Source organism: Robiginitalea rubriflava (genome assembly GCF_052540725.1).
In genome coordinates, this window is record NZ_CP199309.1 from 843,279 (window position 1) to 864,176 (window position 20,898).

Consider the following 20,898-nt stretch of genomic DNA (forward strand, 5'->3'; position numbering starts at 1 on the left):
TTTAGGGCTTACACAGTCTGCTGTTAAGTATTATCCAGATGTTCACGGATGGCTTCCAGAGTTTTTTGGTCACTCTGCAGCGGAAAGTCTTCCCGCAACAATTGCAGGTTATTCATAGTAAGGGGAACCCTTTCTGATGGCACAGTTTGCCTGGGTATTCCTGAAAGATGTACCGCCTGAAAACCGGTACCTGAAAAATCCCCGATATTGGAAGCGTTGATACCCCCTCCTGCTACAATAATCGGCTCCGCAGCAAACCCCTGTAATCTTTTCAGCAATTCAAGGCCCTGTACTGCCGTATTCCTTTGCCCGCTGCTAAGCAGGCCATCCATTTCATGCGCAACGAGTTCACCGAAAGCGAGTTCAGGATCCGCAACCCAATCAAAAGCACGGTGAAAGGTAAAATGCATCCCCCTGGCAGCATTCCTTAAAACTTTCAACTTAGCCAGGTCTGGCCGGTGCTCAGGGGTCAGACACCCGCTAACGACACCTTCAAAACCAAGGGAACGACAAAGTTCAATATCCCGAAGCATGGCTGCGGTTTCCGCCTCTGAATAGGTGAAATTCCCGGAACGCGGACGGATCAGCACATGGACCGGAATCTGAATTTTCTCCCGTACTTGCTCTAGCATCCCTTGAGAAGGCGTTATACCCCCTATTGCCAGTTCCGAACAGAATTCAAGCCGGTCTGCGCCGGCCTGCTGGGCAATAAGGGCAGATTCGAGTGAATGTGCACAAACTTCCAGAATCATATTATGTATATTTATTTCACTAAAAGTAATCGCTTCCGGGTATGGACAGAAGGAAATTTATCAGAAATTCATCTTTGGGATCTGCCGGACTGCTCAGTGGCAGTTCGTTGTTGTCCTGCGAAGGGGAAACCACAAAGGCAGCCGTCGCCGCTGAATCGGGTGGCCCAATTGCCGTTTGCACCTGGGACTTTGCAAATGCCACCGCCAGGGCCTGGGAAGTGCTCAATCAAAATGGCAGCGTCCTGGATGCTGTAGAGCAGGGCGTAATGGTTGAGGAAGCAGACCCCGAAAACCAGACTGTTGGTTACGGGGGGCGACCCGACCGGGACGGGGTCGTAAGCCTGGATGCCTGTATTATGGATTCCGAGGGGAGATGTGGCTCCGTAATGGCCCTGGAAGGGATTGTTCACCCCGTTTCTGTGGCACGAAAAGTAATGGAGGACACTCCGCATGTAATCCTTGCAGGGGCCGGTGCCCAGCAGTTTGCATTGGAATCCGGTTTTAAGCTCAAAGATCTGCTTACTGAGAAATCAAAAAATCAGTGGCTGGAATGGCAGAAAACCTCCCGTTATAACCCTATAATTAATATTGAAAACCACGATACCATCGGAATGCTCGCCAGGGACAAAAACGGAAATCTTGCCGGGGCCTGCACTACCAGTGGCATGGCGTATAAGATGCGCGGGCGCGTTGGAGATTCCCCGGTTATTGGTGCCGGCCTTTATATTGATAATGAAGTGGGGGGTGCTACAGCAACCGGGGTGGGAGAAGAAGTAGTCCGTACCGTGGGTAGTTTCCTGATTGTTGAATTAATGCGGCAGGGTATGTCTCCGCAAAAAGCCTGTGAAGAAGGTGTAGCCCGTATTATTGCTAAAAATAATGGAAAACTGGATTTTCAGATCGGATTTCTCGCCCTGAATAAAAAGGGGGAAACCGGGGCCTTTTGCATTCACCCGGGGTTCAGCTATCGGAAATACGATACGCAGGGGCATCGCAATATCCCCTCTGAGAGTTACCTGAAATCATGAGATTCTTCTTAGCTTTGAAACGCTGAGAAACCCACAGATATGTCTGAAAAAAAACGCCTTTTTTTACTCGATGCCTATGCGCTTATCTTCAGGGGGTATTACGCCCTGATCAAGAATCCCAGAATCAACTCCAAGGGGATGGATACCTCAGCAATTATGGGGTTCATGAATTCGCTTTTCGACGTGATCCGAAGGGAGAAACCGGACCACCTGGCCGTCTGCTTTGACAAAGACGGAAGCACCGAGCGAACCGAGTTGTATCCTGAATACAAGGCCAACCGGGATGAAACCCCTGATGCCATCAGGATAGCCATCCCCTGGATTCAAAAAATCCTGAAGGCCATGCATATTCCTTGTATTGAGGTGTCTGGCCTGGAGGCAGACGATATAATCGGTACGCTTGCCAAACAGGCTGAAAAACAGGACTACCAGGTATTTATGGTGACCCCGGACAAAGACTTCGGACAATTGGTTTCCGAAAATATATTCATGTACCGGCCGGCGCGTATGGGTAACGGCATTGAGATTTGGGGCATCCCTGAAGTGCAGAAAAGATTTGGGGTACAGCGCCCGGAACAGGTAATAGATTACCTGGGGATGATGGGAGACAGCAGTGATAATATCCCTGGCTTTCCCGGGGTTGGAGATAAAACCGCAAAGAAGTTTATAGATGAGTTCGGTTCCCTTGAAAACTTGCTGGAAAATACGGACCAGCTTAAAGGAAAAATGAAGGAACGAATTATCGAGAATGCAGAGCTCGGAAAATTATCCAAACAGCTGGCCACCATCTGTATTACCTGCGATGTGACTTTCGATGAAAAAGATTACGAGTTAAGCGTTCCCGACAGTCAAAAGGTGCAGGAAATATTTGAAGAACTGGAATTTCGCCGTCTCAGGGATCAGTTCCTCAAGATATTCTCAGAAAAAGACGATACCCAGACCACCCAGGTAAGCAGTACTGAAACGGCTCGCAAGCAACAGCGGGAAGCCGGTAGTGGTCAATTCTCCCTTTTCGGATCCGATGCGGACACCTCTGAAGTGGTTGCTTTCAGCGGGAGGAAAACCATTAAAGATGTACCCCATCTGTATCAGCTGGTTCAGCCGGGTATGGCACAAAAGCTCTTTATAAAAAGCCTGATGGAACAGACTACCGTATGCTTTGACACGGAAACTACTTCCCTGGATCCCTTGGAGGCAGAGTTGGTCGGGATTGCCTTCAGCTGGGAGGCGCATAAGGGTTTTTACATTCCTTTTCCCCCTGAGAAGGAGGAAGCCCTGGAGTTACTGGAATTATTAAAACCTTTTTTTGAATCGGAAAAAATTGAGAAAGTCGGGCAAAACCTGAAGTATGATATTAAGGTTTTGAGTACCTATGGTATTCAGGTCCATGGCAGGCTGTTTGATACCATGCTGGCGCATTACCTGATCAACCCGGATATGCGCCATAATATGGATGTACTATCCGAGACCTATCTGAACTATACCCCTATCTCCATTACAGAGCTGATCGGGAAAAAAGGGAAGAATCAATTGAGCATGCGGGAGGTACCGCTGGAGGAGCAAACCGAATACGCTGTTGAAGATGCAGATATCACCCTGCAACTTGCGCAGAAATTTGCGCCGGAATTACAGGATGCCAATACACGTGAACTTTTTACGGACATAGAAATTCCACTGCTAAGGGTACTTGCAGATATGGAATTGGAAGGCATAAATCTGGATACCGCGTTTCTAAACGGTCTTTCCGGGGCACTTGAAGAGGACATTGCAGCCCTGGAAGCTCAGATATATAAAGAGGCCGGGGCAGAATTTAATATAGGATCTCCCAAACAGCTGGGGGAAATTTTATTCGACAAACTAAAACTGGTCGATAAACCGAAGAAGACAAAAACTGGCCAGTATTCCACAGCAGAAGACGTACTCTCAGACCTGGCCAAAGACCACAAAATCGTTAGGGCAGTACTGGACTACCGTGGGCTTAGCAAACTCAAAAGCACCTATGTGGATGCCCTTCCAGACCAGGTCTCCAGGGTTACCGGCCGGGTGCATACAGATTATATGCAAACGGTTGCAGCCACCGGAAGGCTGAGCAGTAACAACCCCAACTTGCAAAATATCCCCATTCGAACCGAAAGGGGCAGACAAATCCGAAAAGCCTTCATTCCAAGAAATGAAGAATACTGCCTGCTCGCGGCAGACTACTCACAGATTGAGCTGCGTATTATTGCCGCCCTGAGTGAGGAAACCAATATGATTGATTCCTTTAAGCGCGGGGAAGACATTCACGCTTCTACAGCAGCCAAGGTTTTTCAGGTACCCCTAGAGGAGGTAACCCGGGAACAGCGTTCCAATGCAAAAACCGTAAACTTCGGGATTATTTACGGGGTGTCGGCTTTCGGGCTCAGTAATCAGACCGAACTGAGTCGTACAGAGGCCAAGGAGCTGATAGATACTTATTATAAAACCTATCCCAAGCTGCGCAATTACATCAGCGAGCAAATAGACTTTGCCAGGGAACACGGTTACGTTCAAACCGTACTCGGACGCAGGAGGTACCTGAAGGATATCAACGGAAGTAATGCAGTGGTTAGGGGTGCTGCTGAAAGAAATGCCGTAAATGCGCCTATTCAGGGAAGTGCTGCCGATATTATCAAAATCGCCATGATCCGTATTCACGAAAAGCTCAGGGAAAGTAACCTGAAGACCAAAATGCTGCTTCAGGTTCATGATGAACTCGTATTTGACGTATATAAACCAGAGTTGGAGAGGGTAAAGGACATGATCAAATCTGAAATGGAACAGGCCTATGAACTGTCGGTACCCCTGGTGGTAGACATCGGTGTGGGAGACAACTGGCTGGAGGCACATTAAATGTTACTGGGGATATTGAGCTAATAATTCGTTAAAAGCAAAAAAAATATTGCCCGTCAGTGGTTTGTATTTCAACTTAATAATTGTACATTTGCAGCCCGTTATTCGGGATTGAAGTGTTTAATATTTAAAAAACTGGTAGTGGATACATTAAGCTACAAAACGATATCAGCCAACAAGAATACCGTTCAGAAGGAATGGGTACTGGTTGATGCGGAAGGGCAAACCCTGGGAAGATTGTCTTCCAAGGTTGCTAAAATACTGAGGGGAAAATACAAACCCAATTTCACTCCACATGTGGATTGCGGGGATAATGTTGTGATTATCAATGCTGAGAAGGTATCCCTTTCCGGAAAAAAATGGGATTCCAAGGAGTATATCAGATACACAGGTTATCCAGGTGGGCAAAGGTCTGAAACGGCCCGTGACCTGCTGGCTAAAAATCCGGCAGCGCTTGTTGAAAGAGCTGTTAAAGGGATGCTGCCAAAGAACCGATTGGGAGCTGACCTATTCCGCAACCTAAGGGTATATGCAGGAGCTACTCACGACCAGGAAGCACAAAAACCGAAGGCAATCAACTTAAATGACCTTAAATAATGGAGGTAATTCATAAAATAGGCAGAAGGAAAACCGCTGTGGCCCGTGTATATCTGTCAGAAGGAAAAGGAAACATAACCGTGAACAAAAAAGAGTTCAAGGAATATTTTCCAACAGCGACACTTCAATACAAGGTAAGACAACCCCTTACCCTTACGGATACAGATTCTAATTATGATCTGAGCATCAACGTTTACGGGGGTGGTATTACAGGACAGGCAGAAGCCATTCGCCTGGCTGTATCTCGAGCCTTATGTGAAATAGATGAGGAAAACCGCTCTGTATTGAAGCCTGAAGGGCTGCTTACCAGAGACCCGAGAATGGTGGAACGTAAGAAATTCGGTCAGAAGAAAGCCCGTAAGAAGTTCCAGTTCTCCAAGCGATAAAATTTTTCCATGGGAAACCATGGACCGATTATATATGTTTTAAGCCTGCCTGGCAGGTTAATATTAACCCTAGTTCCTTGAAAAGTTCTCTTCGGAGAAACTAGTTAACATTCGGAAGCATATTTTATGCCTCTGAATACCTTTTAGTTTAGCATCTAAATGGTGAAGGCGAACCCTATTGCGGGCGACCACTTAACCATTGCTCATTCAAAGAACGTAAACTAAATTTTAAAATGGCGACAAACGCTGCAGTTAAAGAATTATTGGAAGCAGGGGTGCATTTTGGGCACCTCACCCGTAAATGGAATCCGAACATGGCTCCTTACATCTACATGGAGCGAAATGGGATTCACGTAATCAACCTTTACAAAACCGTTGCAAAACTGGATGAAGCCAGTGAAGCATTGAAGAAAATCGCTGCCTCCGGCCGCAAAATTCTCTTTGTAGCAACCAAAAAACAAGCTAAGGACATTGTTTCAGACAAAGTGTCTGCGGTCAACATGCCTTACATTACCGAACGCTGGCCGGGAGGGATGCTTACAAACTTTGTAACCATCCGAAAAGCTGTAAAGAAGATGGCGTCTATCGACAGGATGAAGAAAGACGGAACCTTCAACACGCTTTCCAAGAAAGAGCGCCTGCAGGTGGAACGCCTGCGTGCCAAGCTGGAAAAAAACCTCGGATCTATTTCAGAGATGACCCGTTTACCCGGGGCCCTGTTCATTGTAGATACCATGCGGGAGCACATCGCTGTTAAAGAAGCCCAAAAGCTGAACATCCCTATTTTCGCTATGGTGGATACCAACTCAGATCCGCGGCCTATAGATTTCGTGATCCCATCCAATGACGATGCATCCAAATCTATCGAGGTTATCATGTCTCATGTAACAGAAGCAGTTGCTGCCGGTCTTGCCGAAAGGAAGTCTGAAAAAGCTGCGGAAAAGGAAGGGAAAGAAGAAAAGGCGGTTTCCAAAAAGACTGAAACAACCACAGCAGAAGCCCCTGCCAAGCAAGAAAAAACAGAGGTGAAGAAAGCTGAAAAGGCTGAAAAAGCCGCTGTTGAAGAAGTAAAAACTGAAGCAGCTCCGGCTAAAGAAGAAAAAGCCCCAAAAAAGGAAACCAAAAAGGCAGCTGCCGAAGACCTGACCAAAATTGAAGGTATTGGCCCCAAAGCAGCCGAGGCCTTAACCAAGGCAGGAATTGCAGGATATGAAGCCCTTTCCAAAGCAAAACCGGATGCAATTAAGGAAATCCTTACCGAAGCGAGTTCAAGGATGGCCCACCTGGATCCAACCAGCTGGCCGAAGCAGGCGAAAATGGCTGCAGATGGAGATTGGGATGCCTTGAAAGAATGGCAGGACAATGCCAAGGGAGGCGTAGAATAAATCCTTTAATTCAGAATTATCAATAACGAAACGGGATCTCTCAGGGTCCCATAAAAATTGTAACAATGGTAAAAATTACCGCAGCAGAGGTAAATAAATTAAGGAAGAGCACCGGGGCCGGAATGATGGATTGCAAAAATGCCCTGGTAGAAGCAGAAGGCGATTTTGAAAAAGCCATCGAAATCCTTAGGAAAAAAGGACAAAAGGTAGCTGCAAAGCGTGCAGACCGCGATTCTTCGGAAGGGGCGGCCATCGCCAAAGTAAATGATGCCAATACTGAAGGGGTTATTATTTCACTTAACTGTGAAACGGACTTTGTAGCCAAAAACGAAAGTTTTGTAACCCTCGCCAATGAATTGGCAGACCTGGCCCTGTCTTTTAATTCCCTGGATGCCTTTATGAATGCCGATTATAACGGTTTAAGCGTTTCGGAGAAACTGATCGAACAAACCGGAGTTATTGGAGAAAAAATTGAAATCGGCGGATTCCGCAAGTTAAGTGCCCCCTTTGTTGGGTCTTACATCCATGCAGGAAATAAGATTGCAACCCTGGTTGGTTTGTCTGAAGTGGTAGACGATGCTGCAGTGGTAGCTAAAGACGTTGCCATGCAGGCAGCTGCCATGAACCCTGTAGCCCTGAATGAGGAGCAGGTAGATCAGGCAACCATCGATAAGGAAATTGAAATTGCAAAAGATCAGCTTCGTGAGGAAGGCAAGCCCGAGGCCATGCTGGATAAAATTGCACAGGGAAAACTGAAGCGTTTCTTTAAAGACAATACCCTGGTTAACCAGGATTTTATTAAAGACAGTAAAATTAGCGTTTCCCAATATGTCAAAACTGCCGGAGCCAATCTGGAAGTAACCGGTTTTGAACGTGTTGCCCTTGGATAATTAACTTCCAAAAGATCATAAAAAAACGCCCCTCAACGGGGCGTTTTTTATTTTAACCACGCAACCATGCTTCCCGCAGGGTTTTTTGTTGTTCAGTCGCGTCCGGTAGCGGAGCCAAACGGTTTTGAACTACAGTAGGTTTTCCAGCGGTTCCTTTCAGGATAATCTGCTCCCCTTCCCGCTCAACAACCATCTCAATGGGTGTTTCTGCATTCCATCCGAAACTTTCGCCTACAATATTCCTGACAGACTCAAGGGTAATGGGCACCCCGTTTATCTGTTGGATTACATCCCCTCCTTCTGCTCCTAATTCGGTAAAGAAGGTGTTCAGGCGGATCCCCTTGCGGATAAATATTTTATCTGTATTGGATGGATCCACATCAATGAAGGGAATCTGTCCGTTGAGAAAGAAGCCGCATTCAACTGCCACGTCCCGTGTACCGAGGCCGGCCTTTGCAAAGTACTCCTCATAAGGGATGGGTTGCCCGCCCATTACGTGTTTCTCAAAGAATAGCCGAACCTCCGGAAAGGTAAGCCTCACTATTTCATCAATCAGGATATCATCGCGGAAGGGTGTATCTACGTCGTATTTTTCAGAAAGTGCTTTCATCAGGTCAAGCACCCCCATTTCTCCTTTGCTGAGTTCCCTCAGGCGAAGGTCCAGGGCCATGTTGATCAGGGCTCCTTTCTCATAAACATTTGCATATTGGGCTGCGTAGGGATCTTTAAGGACATTTTTGCTCATCTCCATAAAAGAAAGGGAATCATTGTAACCGCTTGCGTTCTGTATCTTGGCAGCCATACGGCCATAAAATTCTTCCTCGCCAATCAGCTCCTGCTGTATTTGAAATAGGTTGGCAAAATACTCTGTAGTACCCTCATACATCCAGAGATGCTGGGACATGCTGGGGTTGTTGTAATCAAAATACTGTATCTCCTCCGAATGCACGTTAAGCGGTGTAACAATATGAAAAAATTCATGAGAAACCACATCCGTCATCGTTTGTTCCAATTGTTCCCTGGACATTTGTTCAGGCAATACCACTACTGTGGAAGTATGGTGTTCAAGAGCCCCAAAACCGGCAGCATCGTCCGGGTTCAGTGTAGACAAATAAAGCAGGATATTGTATTCGCGGGTCCCGTCTATTTCGCCAAGGAAGGCTTTCTGAGCTTTCATCATCCGTTCCATGGAGGGTTTCAGGTCTGCTGCCGAGTAGGTTTCATTAGGGGAATAAACGCTGAGTCGTACCCGGATATCCCCAACCTGAAAACTCGCAGTAGGTTGTGACGTAAATTGAACCGGGTTATCAATTACCTCGAAATAACGATCTGCACTGAAACCGAAGTTCCCGTTTTCCAGGGGCAATTCCCTGAGGGAAGTAACCGGCCGCATTTCAGCCGGGACAATGAATTCCAAACGGTAAGGGAGTTCTTTTAAGCCTTCGAAATACCCCACAAACCCATGCAGGTTTAGCAGGTAGTTCTGATTTTTCAGGATATTGCTTCCGGCCGGGGAGAATACAGCTTCGTCCTGTTCACTTTCCGTGTCAAAAGTATCATTGACGAAATAGCGTATTTTATCCATATGCTGTGCCCCGTAGATGGTCCAGCTGTTCATGTCGTCCCTTTTTACCTGCAGTGGTTTACCAGCGGCGTCAAGGGCTTGTAAATCTTCCACAAAACGCCCGTAATTATCTTCACTATATGTGCCGGGTACCGTTTTGGGAATAAAAAAACGCAACTGTGATCCCGGGATGCTTCCCGGGTCCAGCAAGACTTCCACACGGTCTGCCTCCACCCCGACCAGATCTATAGTTACCAAAACAGGGACATCCGTAATACTGTTGTTTTGTTTGAGGGAACCGCAGCCTGCCAAAAGCACACTTACAAAAAGGAAGACAATGTAATTTCTCATAATACTGGTTTACACCTACAAGATTATCGATTTAAAATGTTTCGCTGCTTTTTTTTAGAAAAAATTAGGAATTATAAGCCCTGCCATTACAAAGGCAATGCTAAATATTTTTGATTATTTTTGTTCGAATTCTAGACAGCTAATTCATGCAATACAAGCGCATACTCCTTAAATTGAGCGGTGAAGCCCTGATGGGTGAAAGACAATACGGGATTGACCCCTCAAGGCTGGCCGAATATGCCCAGGAAATCAAAGAAGTGGTTAACAAGGGTATAGAAGTGGCTATAGTGATAGGAGGAGGTAATATATTCCGCGGTCTGGCTGGTGCCAGTAACGGAATGGACCGGGTGCAGGGCGATCATATGGGGATGCTGGCAACCATAATCAACGGGCTGGCGCTGCAGGCTGCCCTGGAAGATGCCGGGGTGGATACCCGTTTGCAGTCGGCAATCAAAATCAATGAGGTTGCAGAACCTTTTATTCGCCGCAGGGCCATGCGCCACCTTGAAAAAGGAAGAGTGGTGATTTTTGGCGGTGGTACCGGGAATCCTTATTTTACTACAGATTCCGCAGCAGTTCTCCGGGCTATTGAAATCGAGGCAGATGTAATTCTGAAGGGTACCCGAGTGGATGGCATTTACAGCAGCGATCCGGAAAAGGACAAAAGCGCGACAAAATTTGACAGCATCAGCTTTAAAGATGTACTCAGCAAGGGTCTAAAGGTTATGGATACCACAGCCTTTACGCTCAGCCAGGAAAATGAATTGCCCATCGTTGTCTTTGACATGAATAAAAAGGGGAATTTACTGAAAATCGTGGCCGGAGAAAATATCGGAACTGTGGTAAATCTTTGATATTAAACAATAAATTATTTCTATCTGCTAAGCAACAGCACTTATGAATGAGGATGTAAGTTTTATTTTAGAGGCAACCAGGGACAGTATGCAAAAAGCTATTTCACACCTGGAAAAGGAATTGGTTAAAATCCGTGCAGGCAAGGCCAGCCCTTCCATGCTTTCTTCTGTTATGGTAGAATATTACGGGAGTCAGACCCCGCTCTCTCAAGTGTCCAATATCAACACTCCGGATGGGCGAACTATCTCAGTGCAACCCTGGGAAAAAAATTTGATCCCCGAAATTGAAAGCGCTATCATGAATGCCAACCTGGGCTTTAACCCTATGAACAATGGGGAGATGGTAATCATCAATGTACCCCCTTTAACAGAGGAAAGACGCAAGCAACTTGTAAAACAGGCTAAGGCAGAAGCCGAAGATGCAAAAGTAGGCGTACGTTCTGCCCGTCAGGAAGCAAATAAGGAAATCAAAGCCCTGGATATTTCCGAAGACCTGGAAAAAAATGCCGAAATAGATATTCAGGAACTCACAGATAAATATATTTCACAGATAGATAAAATTCTGGAAGTGAAGGAGGCTGAAATCATGAAAGTGTAAAAAAGCCTTTTTTCCAGTTTACTAGCAAACTGCTATTCTACAGATCCTCCTACTGCGAGGCATCGGCAACATACCAGATCAGAACGGCACAAATCAAAGCCAGGATACATACCAGGATAACCCCCCTGTAGGCTCTGCGTGCCAGCTTGCGATACCTGCGCTGTTTTGAATATTCTTCTTTTGAGGCCATACCACAAAAGATACGTTTTTTAAACAGACCACTATTCGCCTACCAACTGTTAAAAGGTAATACACAAAGCGTTCAAAAGCGGCAAAAGTTGGGTACACTGACAATCATTTTCTACCTTTGCGCCCGACTGTAGGGATGGTAGCGAAACTAACACAAGGTTTTTGGGCAAAAACGGCCAGGATTATTCTGAGGAACCGGATCCTGATCCTGCTGCTCATTGTCCTGGCAACCGTCTTACTGGCTACACAGTGGAAGCACATGCGCTTCTCGAATTCAGAAGCAAACCTGCTTCCTGATGACCACCCCATCAATCTTGAGTATCAGGAATTCTTAAAGAAATTCGGGGAAGAAGGAAATACCATCGTCCTGGCTATTCGCGATAGCAGCCTCTATACCCCTGAACAATTTAATCGCTGGAATATCTTCAGTGAACAACTTGCGGCCTTTCCGGAAGTAGACTTTGTGCTTTCAACTGATAACCTGCAACGGCTTGTAAAAGATTCTGTCAAACAGGAATTCGTGTTGGAACCCTGGTTAAAAGGACCTGTTGAGGACCAGGCCGAAATGGACCAGCTGAAAAATGAGCTTTTTACCCAGCTCCCCTTTTATGAAAAGTTGCTTTTCAACAAGGAATCCCAGACGCTCAGAACAGTAGTATATCTGGACAAGGATCTCGTAAACACCCCTGTCCGCAAAGATTTTGTCCTTAATGATTTGCAGAACCTGGTAACCGATTTCCAAAAAGAAACCGGGCTAAAGGTGCGGGTATCCGGGATGCCGTATATCCGAACGATGAACTCGCAGAACATCATCGATGAAATCGGGAAATTTATCTTCGCCGCCCTGGCTGTTACCTCTCTGATTTTCTTCTTCTTTTTCCGTTCTTTTCGCGCCACCTTCATTTCGATCTGCGTGGTGATCATAGGAGTGATGTGGGCTTTCGGAACCCTCGGGCTGCTACAATATGAAATTACGGTACTCACTGCCCTGATACCTCCTGTTATTATCGTAATCGGGATACCCAATTGCATTTTCCTGATCAATAAATACCAGCAGGAAGTTAATAAACATGGGAATCAGGCGCTTTCCCTGCAGCGCGTTATATCCAAAATAGGAAATGCCACCCTGATGACAAATGTCACCACGGCCTCGGGCTTCGCAACTTTTATTATCACGGACAGTAAATTGCTGACCGAATTTGGAATCGTGGCATCCCTCAATATCCTTGGGATCTTTGTGCTCTCCCTGCTGATCATTCCCATTCTGTACAGTTTTATGCCGCTGCCCAAAACCAAGCATCTCAAACACCTCAATAAACGATGGATTGATGGCTTTGTCAATTGGATGGAACGCATGGTGCGGCATCGCCGTATTACGGTATATGCGGTCTCAATCAGCCTGCTGGTAGTTAGTATAATCGGGATCTACCAAATAGATATTTCAGGCAGCCCTATTGAAGACATGCCAAAGAAAGCTGAATTCTTCCAGGACATACGTTTTTTCGAAGAGGAGTTTGACGGGATCATGCCTGTTGAGATCGTGGTAGACTCCAAAAGGCGGAACGGCATTTTAAAACCTGCAACCTTAAGGCGAATGGATGAACTGGGAAATTTCATTGAGGAAACCCCGGAGCTTTCCCGTTCGATATCGGTAGTGAACCTGGTCAAATATTCCAAGCAGGCCTTTTATAACGGGATTCCAAAATACTACCAGTTGCCTACTTCCCAGGAAAGCAACTTTATCCTGGATGTTGCCCGGAAATCAAAAGAAAACGGAGATCTTCTGAAAAGTTTTGTGGACAGCAGCGGGCAGGTAGCCCGGATGACCACCTACATGCGCGATGTAAAGACAGACCGCATGGAAGAAATTGAACGCGAACTCAAGCAGGAAATTGCCAGAACTTTCCCGGAAGAACGCTATGAGGTTTTCCTGACGGGTAAAGCGCTGCTTTTCCTGAAAGGCACCAAATACCTGGTTCGCAACCTGGTCATGTCGCTGGCCCTGGCCATTGGCCTGATTGCGCTCTTTATGGCCTATCTTTTTCGGTCGTTCCGAATGATCGTCATTTCCCTGATACCCAATATTTTGCCATTGGTAGTTACAGCCGGTGTGATGGGTTTTGCAGGGGTCCCTATTAAACCATCTACCATCCTGGTATTCAGTATCGCATTTGGAATATCCGTAGATGATACCATTCATTTTCTGGCAAAATACCGGCAGGAACTGGCCACACATCACTGGCGCATTCGCAAATCCGTATATGCAGCCCTGCGGGAGACCGGGGTAAGCATGTTTTACACTTCCATAGTGCTCTTTTTTGGTTTTTCGGTCTTCACGATTTCTAATTTCGGGGGAACCGTAGCCCTGGGCGCCCTGGTTTCGGCTACCTTGCTTTTTGCAATGCTGGCCAACCTGATCCTGCTTCCTTCCCTACTGCTTTCCCTGGAGCGAAACATCGCCAACAAACAGGTACTGAAAAAGCCACAAATCGATATTTTACCCGAGGCAGAGGACAATGGAAATGCGATAGATTAAAAGAAGTACCACCTGCTCTTATTCAGGTTTTTTAAAGGACGGCAGCGCTCAGCAATTTCCTTCAATAGCGTATCTTTGCCCATTCAAACCAGTTTAATAATACCATGAAATCCTCTAGTATCAAATCACTGCTTGAAGAAGCCACTTTACACCAGGAACTTACTGTATCCGGATGGGTACGAACTTTTCGGAGCAACCGTTTTATTGCCCTGAATGACGGCTCAACGCTTCAGAACCTGCAATGTGTGGTGGATTTTGAAAAAATGGATCCCGAGGTCTTGCGCAAAATCAATACCGGAGCGGCCCTGCGCGTAGTTGGGGAAGTGGTTCCCAGCCAGGGGAGAGGACAAAAAATTGAATTACAGGTGAGCTCCTTGCAGGTATTGGGTGAAGCCAACCCGGAACAGTATCCGATTCAGCCCAAAAAACACAGTATGGAGTTTTTAAGGGAGCAGGCACATTTGAGGGTACGAACCAACACTTTTAGTGCCGTAATGAGGGTCCGCTCTGCCCTGGCCTTTGCAGTTCACCAGTATTTTACATCAGAGGGGTTCTATTATTTCCACGCTCCCATTATAACCGGTTCGGATGCTGAAGGGGCCGGGGAAATGTTTCGCGTTAGTGTGCTTGACCCGAAATCACCCCCTTTGACCCCGGAGGGGACTGTAGATTTTAAAGAGGATTTTTTCGGCAAGGAGACCAACCTGACCGTTTCGGGGCAGCTGGAAGCAGAGGCATACGCCATGGGGCTTGGCAAGGTTTATACCTTCGGGCCAACCTTCAGGGCCGAAAACTCAAATACCTCCAGGCATTTGGCTGAATTCTGGATGATAGAACCGGAAATGGCTTTCTACGACCTGGATGCCAATATGGATCTGGCAGAAGACTTTATACAACAGGTTATTCGTTATATACTAGAGCACTGCCAAGAAGACCTTGAATTTCTTGAAAAGCGCTTACTTGATGAAGAAAAATCCAAGCCACAGACCGAGCGAAGCGACATGCCCCTGATGGAGAAATTGCGTTTTGTAACCGACCAGCCCTTTAAAAGGGTTAGTTACACAGAAGCCATCGATATCCTTAAGAACAGCAAACCCAACAAGAAGAAAAAATTTCAATATCCGATTGAAGGCTGGGGTACGGATTTACAAAGCGAACATGAACGGTACCTGGTAGAAAAGCATTTTAAATGTCCTGTAATCCTTTTCAATTACCCTGCAGAGATCAAGGCTTTTTACATGCGCCTGAATGAAGACGGTAAAACCGTACGTGCCATGGATATCCTTTTTCCGGGCATTGGAGAAATTGTGGGAGGCTCCCAAAGAGAGGAACGCCTGGATGTACTGACTGATAAAATGAAAGCCCTTGGGATAGATGAAAAGGAACTCTGGTGGTATCTGGATCTGCGCAGGTTTGGAACAGCTGTGCATTCTGGTTTTGGCCTGGGCTTCGAAAGGCTGGTGCAGTTCGCTACCGGAATGGGGAACATCAGGGATGTAATCCCTTTTCCAAGAACCCCGCAAAACGCCGAGTTTTAAGCCTAATTGATTAAATTTATGTTTAAAGAACGGCTTTCCGCTTAAGATTATGCTGAAACAACACCTGCAATTTAAATTATCACAAAAGCTCTCTCCGCAACAGATTCAGCTTATGAAGCTGATTCAGTTACCCACACAGGCTTTTGAGCAGCGGCTCAAGCAGGAGTTGGAAGAGAATCCGGCCCTTGAACCGGGCAAGGAGGACCCCGTTTCCGTAGAGGACGATTATCAGGATTCCTACGATGAAGGGGATGAAGGTGAAGTGATCAATGCAGATGAGATCAACATTGACGATTACCTCAGTGATGACGAAATCCCTGACTATCGCACCCGTGCCAATAATTATAGTGGAGATGATGAGGAAAAGCAGATTCCGTATGCAGCAGGCATCTCTTTTAACCAATACCTCTTAAACCAGCTTAATACGGAATATCTGAGTGATGAAGAATGGAGTATTGCCGAATTCCTGGTGGGTAGTGTAGACGAAAGTGGTTATATCCGGCGTCCAATCTCGGACATTATGGATGACCTCGCCTTTACCCAGAACATTTTTACAGATGAGCAAACTATCCGGCAGGTGCTTAAAAAAGTCCAGCAACTGGACCCCCCTGGGGTAGGAGCCCGTTCCCTGGACGAATGCCTGTTGCTCCAGCTTGAGAGGAAAGAGAGCAGCCCCTCCATCGAAATGGCGATGGAAATCCTTAAAAAGTCATTTGAGCATTTCAGCAAAAAGCACTATCAGAAATTATTGCAGAAGCACGACATCAGCGAAGAGGAACTGAAGGAAGCTATTGGGGAAATTGAAAAGTTAAACCCCAAGCCGGGAGGATCCTATTCCGGAAGCAATAAAATTGTGGAGCATATTGTTCCGGACTTCTCCATCAGGATTGTTGACGGAGAACTGGAACTATCCCTGAATGGACGCAATGCCCCCGAACTACATGTATCCAAGGAATACAGCAATATGCTGGCCGGTTATAAAAATGCGAGAGACAAATCAAAATCGCAGAAAGACGCTGTAATGTTCATCAAGCAGAAACTGGATGCAGCCAAATGGTTTATTGACGCTATAAAACAGCGGCAACAGACCCTTTACGTCACCATGGATGCGATAATGAATTACCAGCAGGAATACTTCCTTACGGGGGATGAACGCAACCTGAGGCCCATGATTCTGAAAGATATTGCCGATCTGATCGGGATGGATGTATCTACGGTATCCAGGGTTGCCAATAGCAAATACGTAGACACTCCCTACGGGACCAAATTGATCAAGGATTACTTCTCAGAGTCCATGAAGAATGAGCAGGGGGAGGATGTCTCGACCAAGGAAATCAAGAAAATCCTGGAAACCGTCATTCGGGATGAAGAAAAGCGCAAACCCCTCACTGACGATAAACTGGCTAAGATCCTGAAGGAAAAGGGATATCCCATAGCCAGGAGAACAGTAGCTAAATACCGCGAACAACTGGGAATACCGGTTGCCAGACTTCGTAAAGAGATATGATACATTGGCTGAGTAAACTTATCTCCTATGCCTTTCATCCGCTGCTAATTCCGTTTTACGGTACTTTCCTCTACTTTGAAATCACTCCCAAATACAGTCCGGAAGGGATGAAAACCGGAAGCCTGTTGCCCATTTTTATACTAAGTGTGGTTATACCTTCGATTAGCCTGCTCATCTTGCGAAATCTTGGAATGCTGCGCACCTATAAGCTGCTTTCCTCAGAAGAAAGGGTTTATCCACTGCTGATCAATTTGGCGCTTTTACTACTTATATTTTCCAGGATTATCCCCAACCATTACAGCCCGGAGATCTACTATTTTTTTATGGGGCTTGTCCTTGCCAATACAGCCGCACTGCTAATGGCGATATTTAAAAAAGTGATCAGCCTGCATATGGTGGGCATTGGCAGTTTGCTCATGTTTCTGATCAACCTGAGCCTGCATTTTGAAAAAAACATTATCGTTGCTGTAAGCCTCTGCACCCTGGTAAGCGGGCTTATCGCTTCATCGCGTTTGTATTCCAATATACACGGTCGGGCAAGCCTGCTTACGGGATGGCTCTTAGGGGTGATCTCTCAATTAATCCTTATACAATTCTGGATCTAGCACTATTTAAGATGATCCATAAGCAGGTGGAGATAACAAAACTTTAGGGGGTATGAAGTTCTGCCTCTATAACCCGTTTCAGAGTATATAAAAAATCAACCCAATCCTTAAAGGGGTCAATTGCAGGGATTGCCCGTCCGGGCCCACTACTCCAGCTTCAAATAAGCCATTTAGCCCGTAGTATACATGCAGGTTGAAAGTATTATAGCCCACATCCAGGGTAAGGCCATATTGAAAATTTTCGGTATCTGTATTATAAAAGCTGTCGATAAAATCTGAAGTAACAAATTTAGATCGGCTTCCTACAATATATCCAAACTTCATTCCTGCATAAATCCTCCAGAATTTAAACTCACTTGCAGTTGAGTTCCGCCATCTCAATTGCACAGGCAGCTCAATTAAGTGGGTTTCCAATTTATTCCTGCGATAAGATGTTGTGTTGTCCAGAAACAGATATTGAAATGAAGAACCATTTCGAATAGCTCTTAAATTGGAATAATAAGAATTTACCCCATACCCAAGGCCCAGCCCGGCAGCAAAAGTCCTATTGCTGTTTAGCGGTAGATCTTTGATAAAACCCAGATGTATCCCATATGACAAATTATTTTGTGATACAGCACTGGGCTTATCCTGTAAAAGGTTGTAGTTCAACCCCAGGTAAAACTGGTCTTCAAAATAGCGCGGATCTGCCGGTTCGTCTGGCATCTGCGCCATCAGATTGGCTCCCGTGATACTGATTAAAAGCACAATGAACAACCGCATCTAAAGGGGTGGTTTAGCAAAAAAGCGCCCCAGTAACTGAAGCGCTTTCAAGCATCTATTTAGGTTTGAAAAGAAACCTGCTTTACTGCAGATTTCGGAATGCATCACCCTCGAAGGTGGTATAATTTACCTTTAGGGCATTCACTTTTCTAAGTTCCTGCTTAATATCGGATATTAGCCCCATATTAGCCTCTTTATCAACTTTAAGAGCTGTTGTCAGTACATTCTGAAGTTCCTGTGGTTTCTTGGCCCTTTCCTGAAGAATGAAATCGCCTACCTCTGACACATCGGCAAACTTGTCATTCAACTGGATTTTTGGCTCAGAACCAAAAACCTTCTGATACTGACTGGTAGGGGCTCCTACAAAAATGTAGATTACTCTATCCTTCTTCTCTAATTTTTTGGTCTCACTTGCATTGGGCAAGGTATTTTCCACCATCAGCGTACTGTCTTTCATGGTGGTAACCGTCATAAAGAAGAACAACAGCATAAATACAATATCGGGAAGCGAGGCCGTAGATACAGCTGGTACGTCTCCGTCTTTTTTCTTATTAAACTTAGCCATTTTTCGTCTTTTTAATTAGTAGAAGTCTCAGCCTCTGAAAGTTTCTGTGGAAACAAATCCTGGATCCGTTTTACCTTATCCTTTAAATCGTCCCGAATTTCTGTCGGGGTTTCGGGGTTCAGGTATTCCGCTTCCATCTCTGTAAAATCCCTCCCGTAAAGCCTTTGTGACTCCCGGTTTCTCAGGTCATTATAGGCTCCCACCAGTTCGTTCTGAACGGTAATATAGGTGCCGTACCGCGTTTCCCGATCGTTTTTCAGGGATATAATTGCTTTTGTAGGGTTATCTGATGAAGATTCATCTTTCCTCCCTTTACAATAATTACAGCTACCATCTCCTCCGTTATCGAGAAAGGCAATCGCCCGCTCCCGCAATTGGGTCAGTTCAATCAACTCTTCCTCAGCCAGTAACTGGCCATTCTTGTTGATATTCACCGTAAAGATGTTTTTTTGCTTAATAACCACGTCCTGATCCGGCGGTTCAATGGGCGGCAACATACGGTCCAGCCCTGAATCCGTTTCAATGGTAGTGGTTACCAGAAAGAAGATCAACAACAGGAAGGCGATATCCGCCATGGATCCTGCGTTAACTTCTGGTGGTGCTCCTCTTCTAGGCATTGTCTAAAGATTTACTTGTTCGACATTTTCTTAATTCCTCCCCATGCCATGGCAACCACGGCAATAATCACCAGGATGAAAAATACATTCAATCCTGCACCAATATTCTTAACTGTGCTTTCAGTGGTAGAAACATTTCTGCTGGCCATTGCCTCTACTGTACCGTCTGCCCCATTGGACAGGGCGTAGGACAGAATAACCACAAGTGCAAATCCAATAATTACAAACAAGGATTTCTTGAGGCTTTCCGGATTGGAAAACAAGTTCTTCAGCGCAAATACCAGGCTAAACAACACTGCTATTGCCAACAGCAGATAGGTAATGATGAACATAAAATTCATCGCACCGTTTTCAACGGCTTCCCCTACCGGTACATTCTTATCAGGCAGCTGGAACCAGAGTATCGCTCCGATAGCTCCCAATACAATCAATACTATTTTTACAATTTTATGCATGCTTTTGTTTTAAGAGTCCGACTTATTTCTTGTGATCAACAAGCATATCGATCAAGGAGATCGATGAATCTTCCATATCATTAACGATGCTGTCAATTTTCGCAATGATATAGTTGTAGAAGATCTGCAGAATGATCGCAGTAATAAGACCGAAAACCGTAGTCAAAAGTGCTACCTGGATATCTCCTGCAATCAGGGATGCACTCAGGTTACCTACAGCGCTAATTTTCTGGAAGGCCTGAATCATACCAATTACCGTTCCCATGAATCCAAGCATGGGGGCAATTGCGATAAAGAGCGACAACCAGGATACATTCTTTTCAAGCTGTCCCATTTGAACACCACCGTAGGCAACTACTGCTTTTTCAGCAGACTCTATACTCTCACCGGCACGGTCAAGGCCTTGATAGTAAATAGAGGCAACGGGGCCTTTGGTATTACGGCATACTTCTTTTGCGGCTTCAATTCCACCAGAAGCAAGGGCATCTTCAACCTGTTGCTTTAATTTGGTGGTATTGGTGCTGGCCATATTCAGATAAATAATCCTTTCGATGGCAACAGCCAGTCCTAAAATTAAACAGAGAAGTACAATTCCCATGAATCCGGCACCCCCCTGAATAAACTGCTCTTTTAAGACTTGGGTAAACCCTCGATCCTCTGAAGCTGCTGCGGCCTCATCCTGAAGCATTAATGACGCTGTGGCCAAGGTTGAAGACAGATTCGAAACCATTACATTCGCTTTTGCGCTTACCGTATTTGTACTAAGGACAAATAGCCCAGCCATTGCCAGGATAGAGAATAATTTTTTCATTTCTTTCAAACTTAAATTTAGATTAGTTATTAGGGTT

At 45.7% G+C, this 20,898-nt stretch carries 20 protein-coding genes; 12 read left to right on the forward strand and 8 right to left on the reverse strand.

Annotated elements, in window-relative coordinates; genetic code table 11:
- Positions 1-23: 23 nt before the first annotated feature.
- Positions 24-752 carry a copper homeostasis protein CutC gene (locus tag ACT6NU_RS03920; RefSeq protein ID WP_445383157.1) on the reverse strand — a complete coding sequence of 243 codons (729 nt, stop codon included), beginning with the start codon at positions 750-752 and terminating at the stop codon, positions 24-26.
- A gap of 41 nt (positions 753-793) precedes the next feature.
- Between ACT6NU_RS03920 and ACT6NU_RS03925 the strand changes: the two genes are divergently transcribed.
- The 6 genes from ACT6NU_RS03925 to tsf all read left to right on the forward strand — a co-directional run bounded on the left by ACT6NU_RS03925 (position 794) and on the right by tsf (position 7,909).
- Positions 794-1,780, forward strand: a complete 987-nt coding sequence (locus ACT6NU_RS03925; protein WP_445383158.1) for an isoaspartyl peptidase/L-asparaginase family protein — start codon at positions 794-796, stop codon at positions 1,778-1,780.
- Between the two features lie 39 nt (positions 1,781-1,819).
- On the forward strand, positions 1,820-4,651 hold the full coding sequence (polA, locus tag ACT6NU_RS03930) for a DNA polymerase I (RefSeq protein WP_445383159.1): 2,832 nt from the start codon (positions 1,820-1,822) through the stop codon (positions 4,649-4,651).
- 141 nt (positions 4,652-4,792) lie between these two features.
- A complete protein-coding gene (gene rplM / locus ACT6NU_RS03935; protein WP_445383160.1) occupies positions 4,793-5,248 on the forward strand; it encodes a 50S ribosomal protein L13 in 456 nt (151 codons plus the stop codon).
- Positions 5,248-5,634: a 30S ribosomal protein S9 gene (gene rpsI, locus ACT6NU_RS03940; RefSeq protein WP_445383161.1), complete on the forward strand. Its 387-nt coding sequence runs from the start codon at positions 5,248-5,250 to the stop codon at positions 5,632-5,634. The genes rplM and rpsI overlap by 1 nt, the downstream gene beginning before the upstream one ends.
- 233 nt (positions 5,635-5,867) lie before the next feature.
- Entirely contained in the window at positions 5,868-7,019 is a 1,152-nt protein-coding gene (rpsB, locus tag ACT6NU_RS03945) for a 30S ribosomal protein S2 (RefSeq protein WP_445383162.1), read from the forward strand.
- Positions 7,020-7,084: 65 nt separating this feature from the next.
- A complete protein-coding gene (gene tsf, locus ACT6NU_RS03950; RefSeq protein WP_445383163.1) occupies positions 7,085-7,909 on the forward strand; it encodes a translation elongation factor Ts in 825 nt (274 codons plus the stop codon).
- A 52-nt stretch (positions 7,910-7,961) separates the two neighbouring features.
- Here tsf and ACT6NU_RS03955 read toward each other — a convergent pair whose 3' ends face one another.
- On the reverse strand, positions 7,962-9,824 hold the full coding sequence (locus ACT6NU_RS03955) for a M61 family metallopeptidase (RefSeq protein ID WP_445383164.1): 1,863 nt from the start codon (positions 9,822-9,824) through the stop codon (positions 7,962-7,964).
- A 146-nt stretch (positions 9,825-9,970) separates the two neighbouring features.
- Here ACT6NU_RS03955 and pyrH point away from each other — a divergent pair, with 146 nt between their 5' ends.
- Together pyrH and frr are read left to right on the forward strand one after the other, a co-directional pair.
- Positions 9,971-10,678 (forward strand): UMP kinase, encoded by a 708-nt coding sequence (pyrH, locus tag ACT6NU_RS03960; protein ID WP_445383165.1) that lies wholly within the window; start codon positions 9,971-9,973, stop codon positions 10,676-10,678.
- 43 nt (positions 10,679-10,721) lie between these two features.
- On the forward strand, positions 10,722-11,276 hold the full coding sequence (gene frr, locus ACT6NU_RS03965) for a ribosome recycling factor (RefSeq protein ID WP_445383166.1): 555 nt from the start codon (positions 10,722-10,724) through the stop codon (positions 11,274-11,276).
- Between the two features lie 49 nt (positions 11,277-11,325).
- Here frr and ACT6NU_RS03970 read toward each other — a convergent pair whose 3' ends face one another.
- Positions 11,326-11,466 (reverse strand): hypothetical protein, encoded by a 141-nt coding sequence (locus ACT6NU_RS03970; protein ID WP_445383167.1) that lies wholly within the window; start codon positions 11,464-11,466, stop codon positions 11,326-11,328.
- Positions 11,467-11,601: 135 nt separating this feature from the next.
- Here ACT6NU_RS03970 and ACT6NU_RS03975 point away from each other — a divergent pair, with 135 nt between their 5' ends.
- The 4 genes from ACT6NU_RS03975 to ACT6NU_RS03990 all read left to right on the forward strand — a co-directional run bounded on the left by ACT6NU_RS03975 (position 11,602) and on the right by ACT6NU_RS03990 (position 17,651).
- On the forward strand, positions 11,602-14,001 hold the full coding sequence (locus tag ACT6NU_RS03975; RefSeq protein ID WP_445383829.1) for an efflux RND transporter permease subunit: 2,400 nt from the start codon (positions 11,602-11,604) through the stop codon (positions 13,999-14,001).
- Positions 14,002-14,105: 104 nt separating this feature from the next.
- Complete coding sequence (gene asnS, locus ACT6NU_RS03980) at positions 14,106-15,539, forward strand: asparagine--tRNA ligase (protein ID WP_445383168.1); 1,434 nt, start codon at positions 14,106-14,108, stop codon at positions 15,537-15,539.
- A 49-nt stretch (positions 15,540-15,588) separates the two neighbouring features.
- On the forward strand, positions 15,589-17,046 hold the full coding sequence (gene rpoN, locus ACT6NU_RS03985; RefSeq protein WP_445383169.1) for an RNA polymerase factor sigma-54: 1,458 nt from the start codon (positions 15,589-15,591) through the stop codon (positions 17,044-17,046).
- A complete protein-coding gene (locus tag ACT6NU_RS03990; RefSeq protein ID WP_445383170.1) occupies positions 17,043-17,651 on the forward strand; it encodes a hypothetical protein in 609 nt (202 codons plus the stop codon). Before rpoN ends, ACT6NU_RS03990 begins: the two co-directional genes overlap by 4 nt.
- Positions 17,652-17,729: 78 nt before the next feature.
- On the opposite strand, the gene ACT6NU_RS03995 is transcribed toward ACT6NU_RS03990, so the two are convergent.
- The 5 genes from ACT6NU_RS03995 to ACT6NU_RS04015 all read right to left on the reverse strand — a co-directional run bounded on the left by ACT6NU_RS03995 (position 17,730) and on the right by ACT6NU_RS04015 (position 20,861).
- Positions 17,730-18,413: a porin family protein gene (locus tag ACT6NU_RS03995; protein WP_445383171.1), complete on the reverse strand. Its 684-nt coding sequence runs from the start codon at positions 18,411-18,413 to the stop codon at positions 17,730-17,732.
- An 82-nt stretch (positions 18,414-18,495) separates the two neighbouring features.
- Complete coding sequence (locus tag ACT6NU_RS04000) at positions 18,496-18,978, reverse strand: ExbD/TolR family protein (protein WP_445383172.1); 483 nt, start codon at positions 18,976-18,978, stop codon at positions 18,496-18,498.
- 11 nt (positions 18,979-18,989) lie between these two features.
- Positions 18,990-19,595, reverse strand: coding sequence for an ExbD/TolR family protein (locus ACT6NU_RS04005; RefSeq protein ID WP_445383173.1), 606 nt, complete (start codon positions 19,593-19,595; stop codon positions 18,990-18,992).
- Between the two features lie 11 nt (positions 19,596-19,606).
- Complete coding sequence (locus tag ACT6NU_RS04010) at positions 19,607-20,050, reverse strand: hypothetical protein (RefSeq protein WP_445383174.1); 444 nt, start codon at positions 20,048-20,050, stop codon at positions 19,607-19,609.
- 22 nt (positions 20,051-20,072) lie between these two features.
- Positions 20,073-20,861 (reverse strand): MotA/TolQ/ExbB proton channel family protein, encoded by a 789-nt coding sequence (locus ACT6NU_RS04015; RefSeq protein ID WP_445383175.1) that lies wholly within the window; start codon positions 20,859-20,861, stop codon positions 20,073-20,075.
- Positions 20,862-20,898 lie beyond the last annotated feature (37 nt).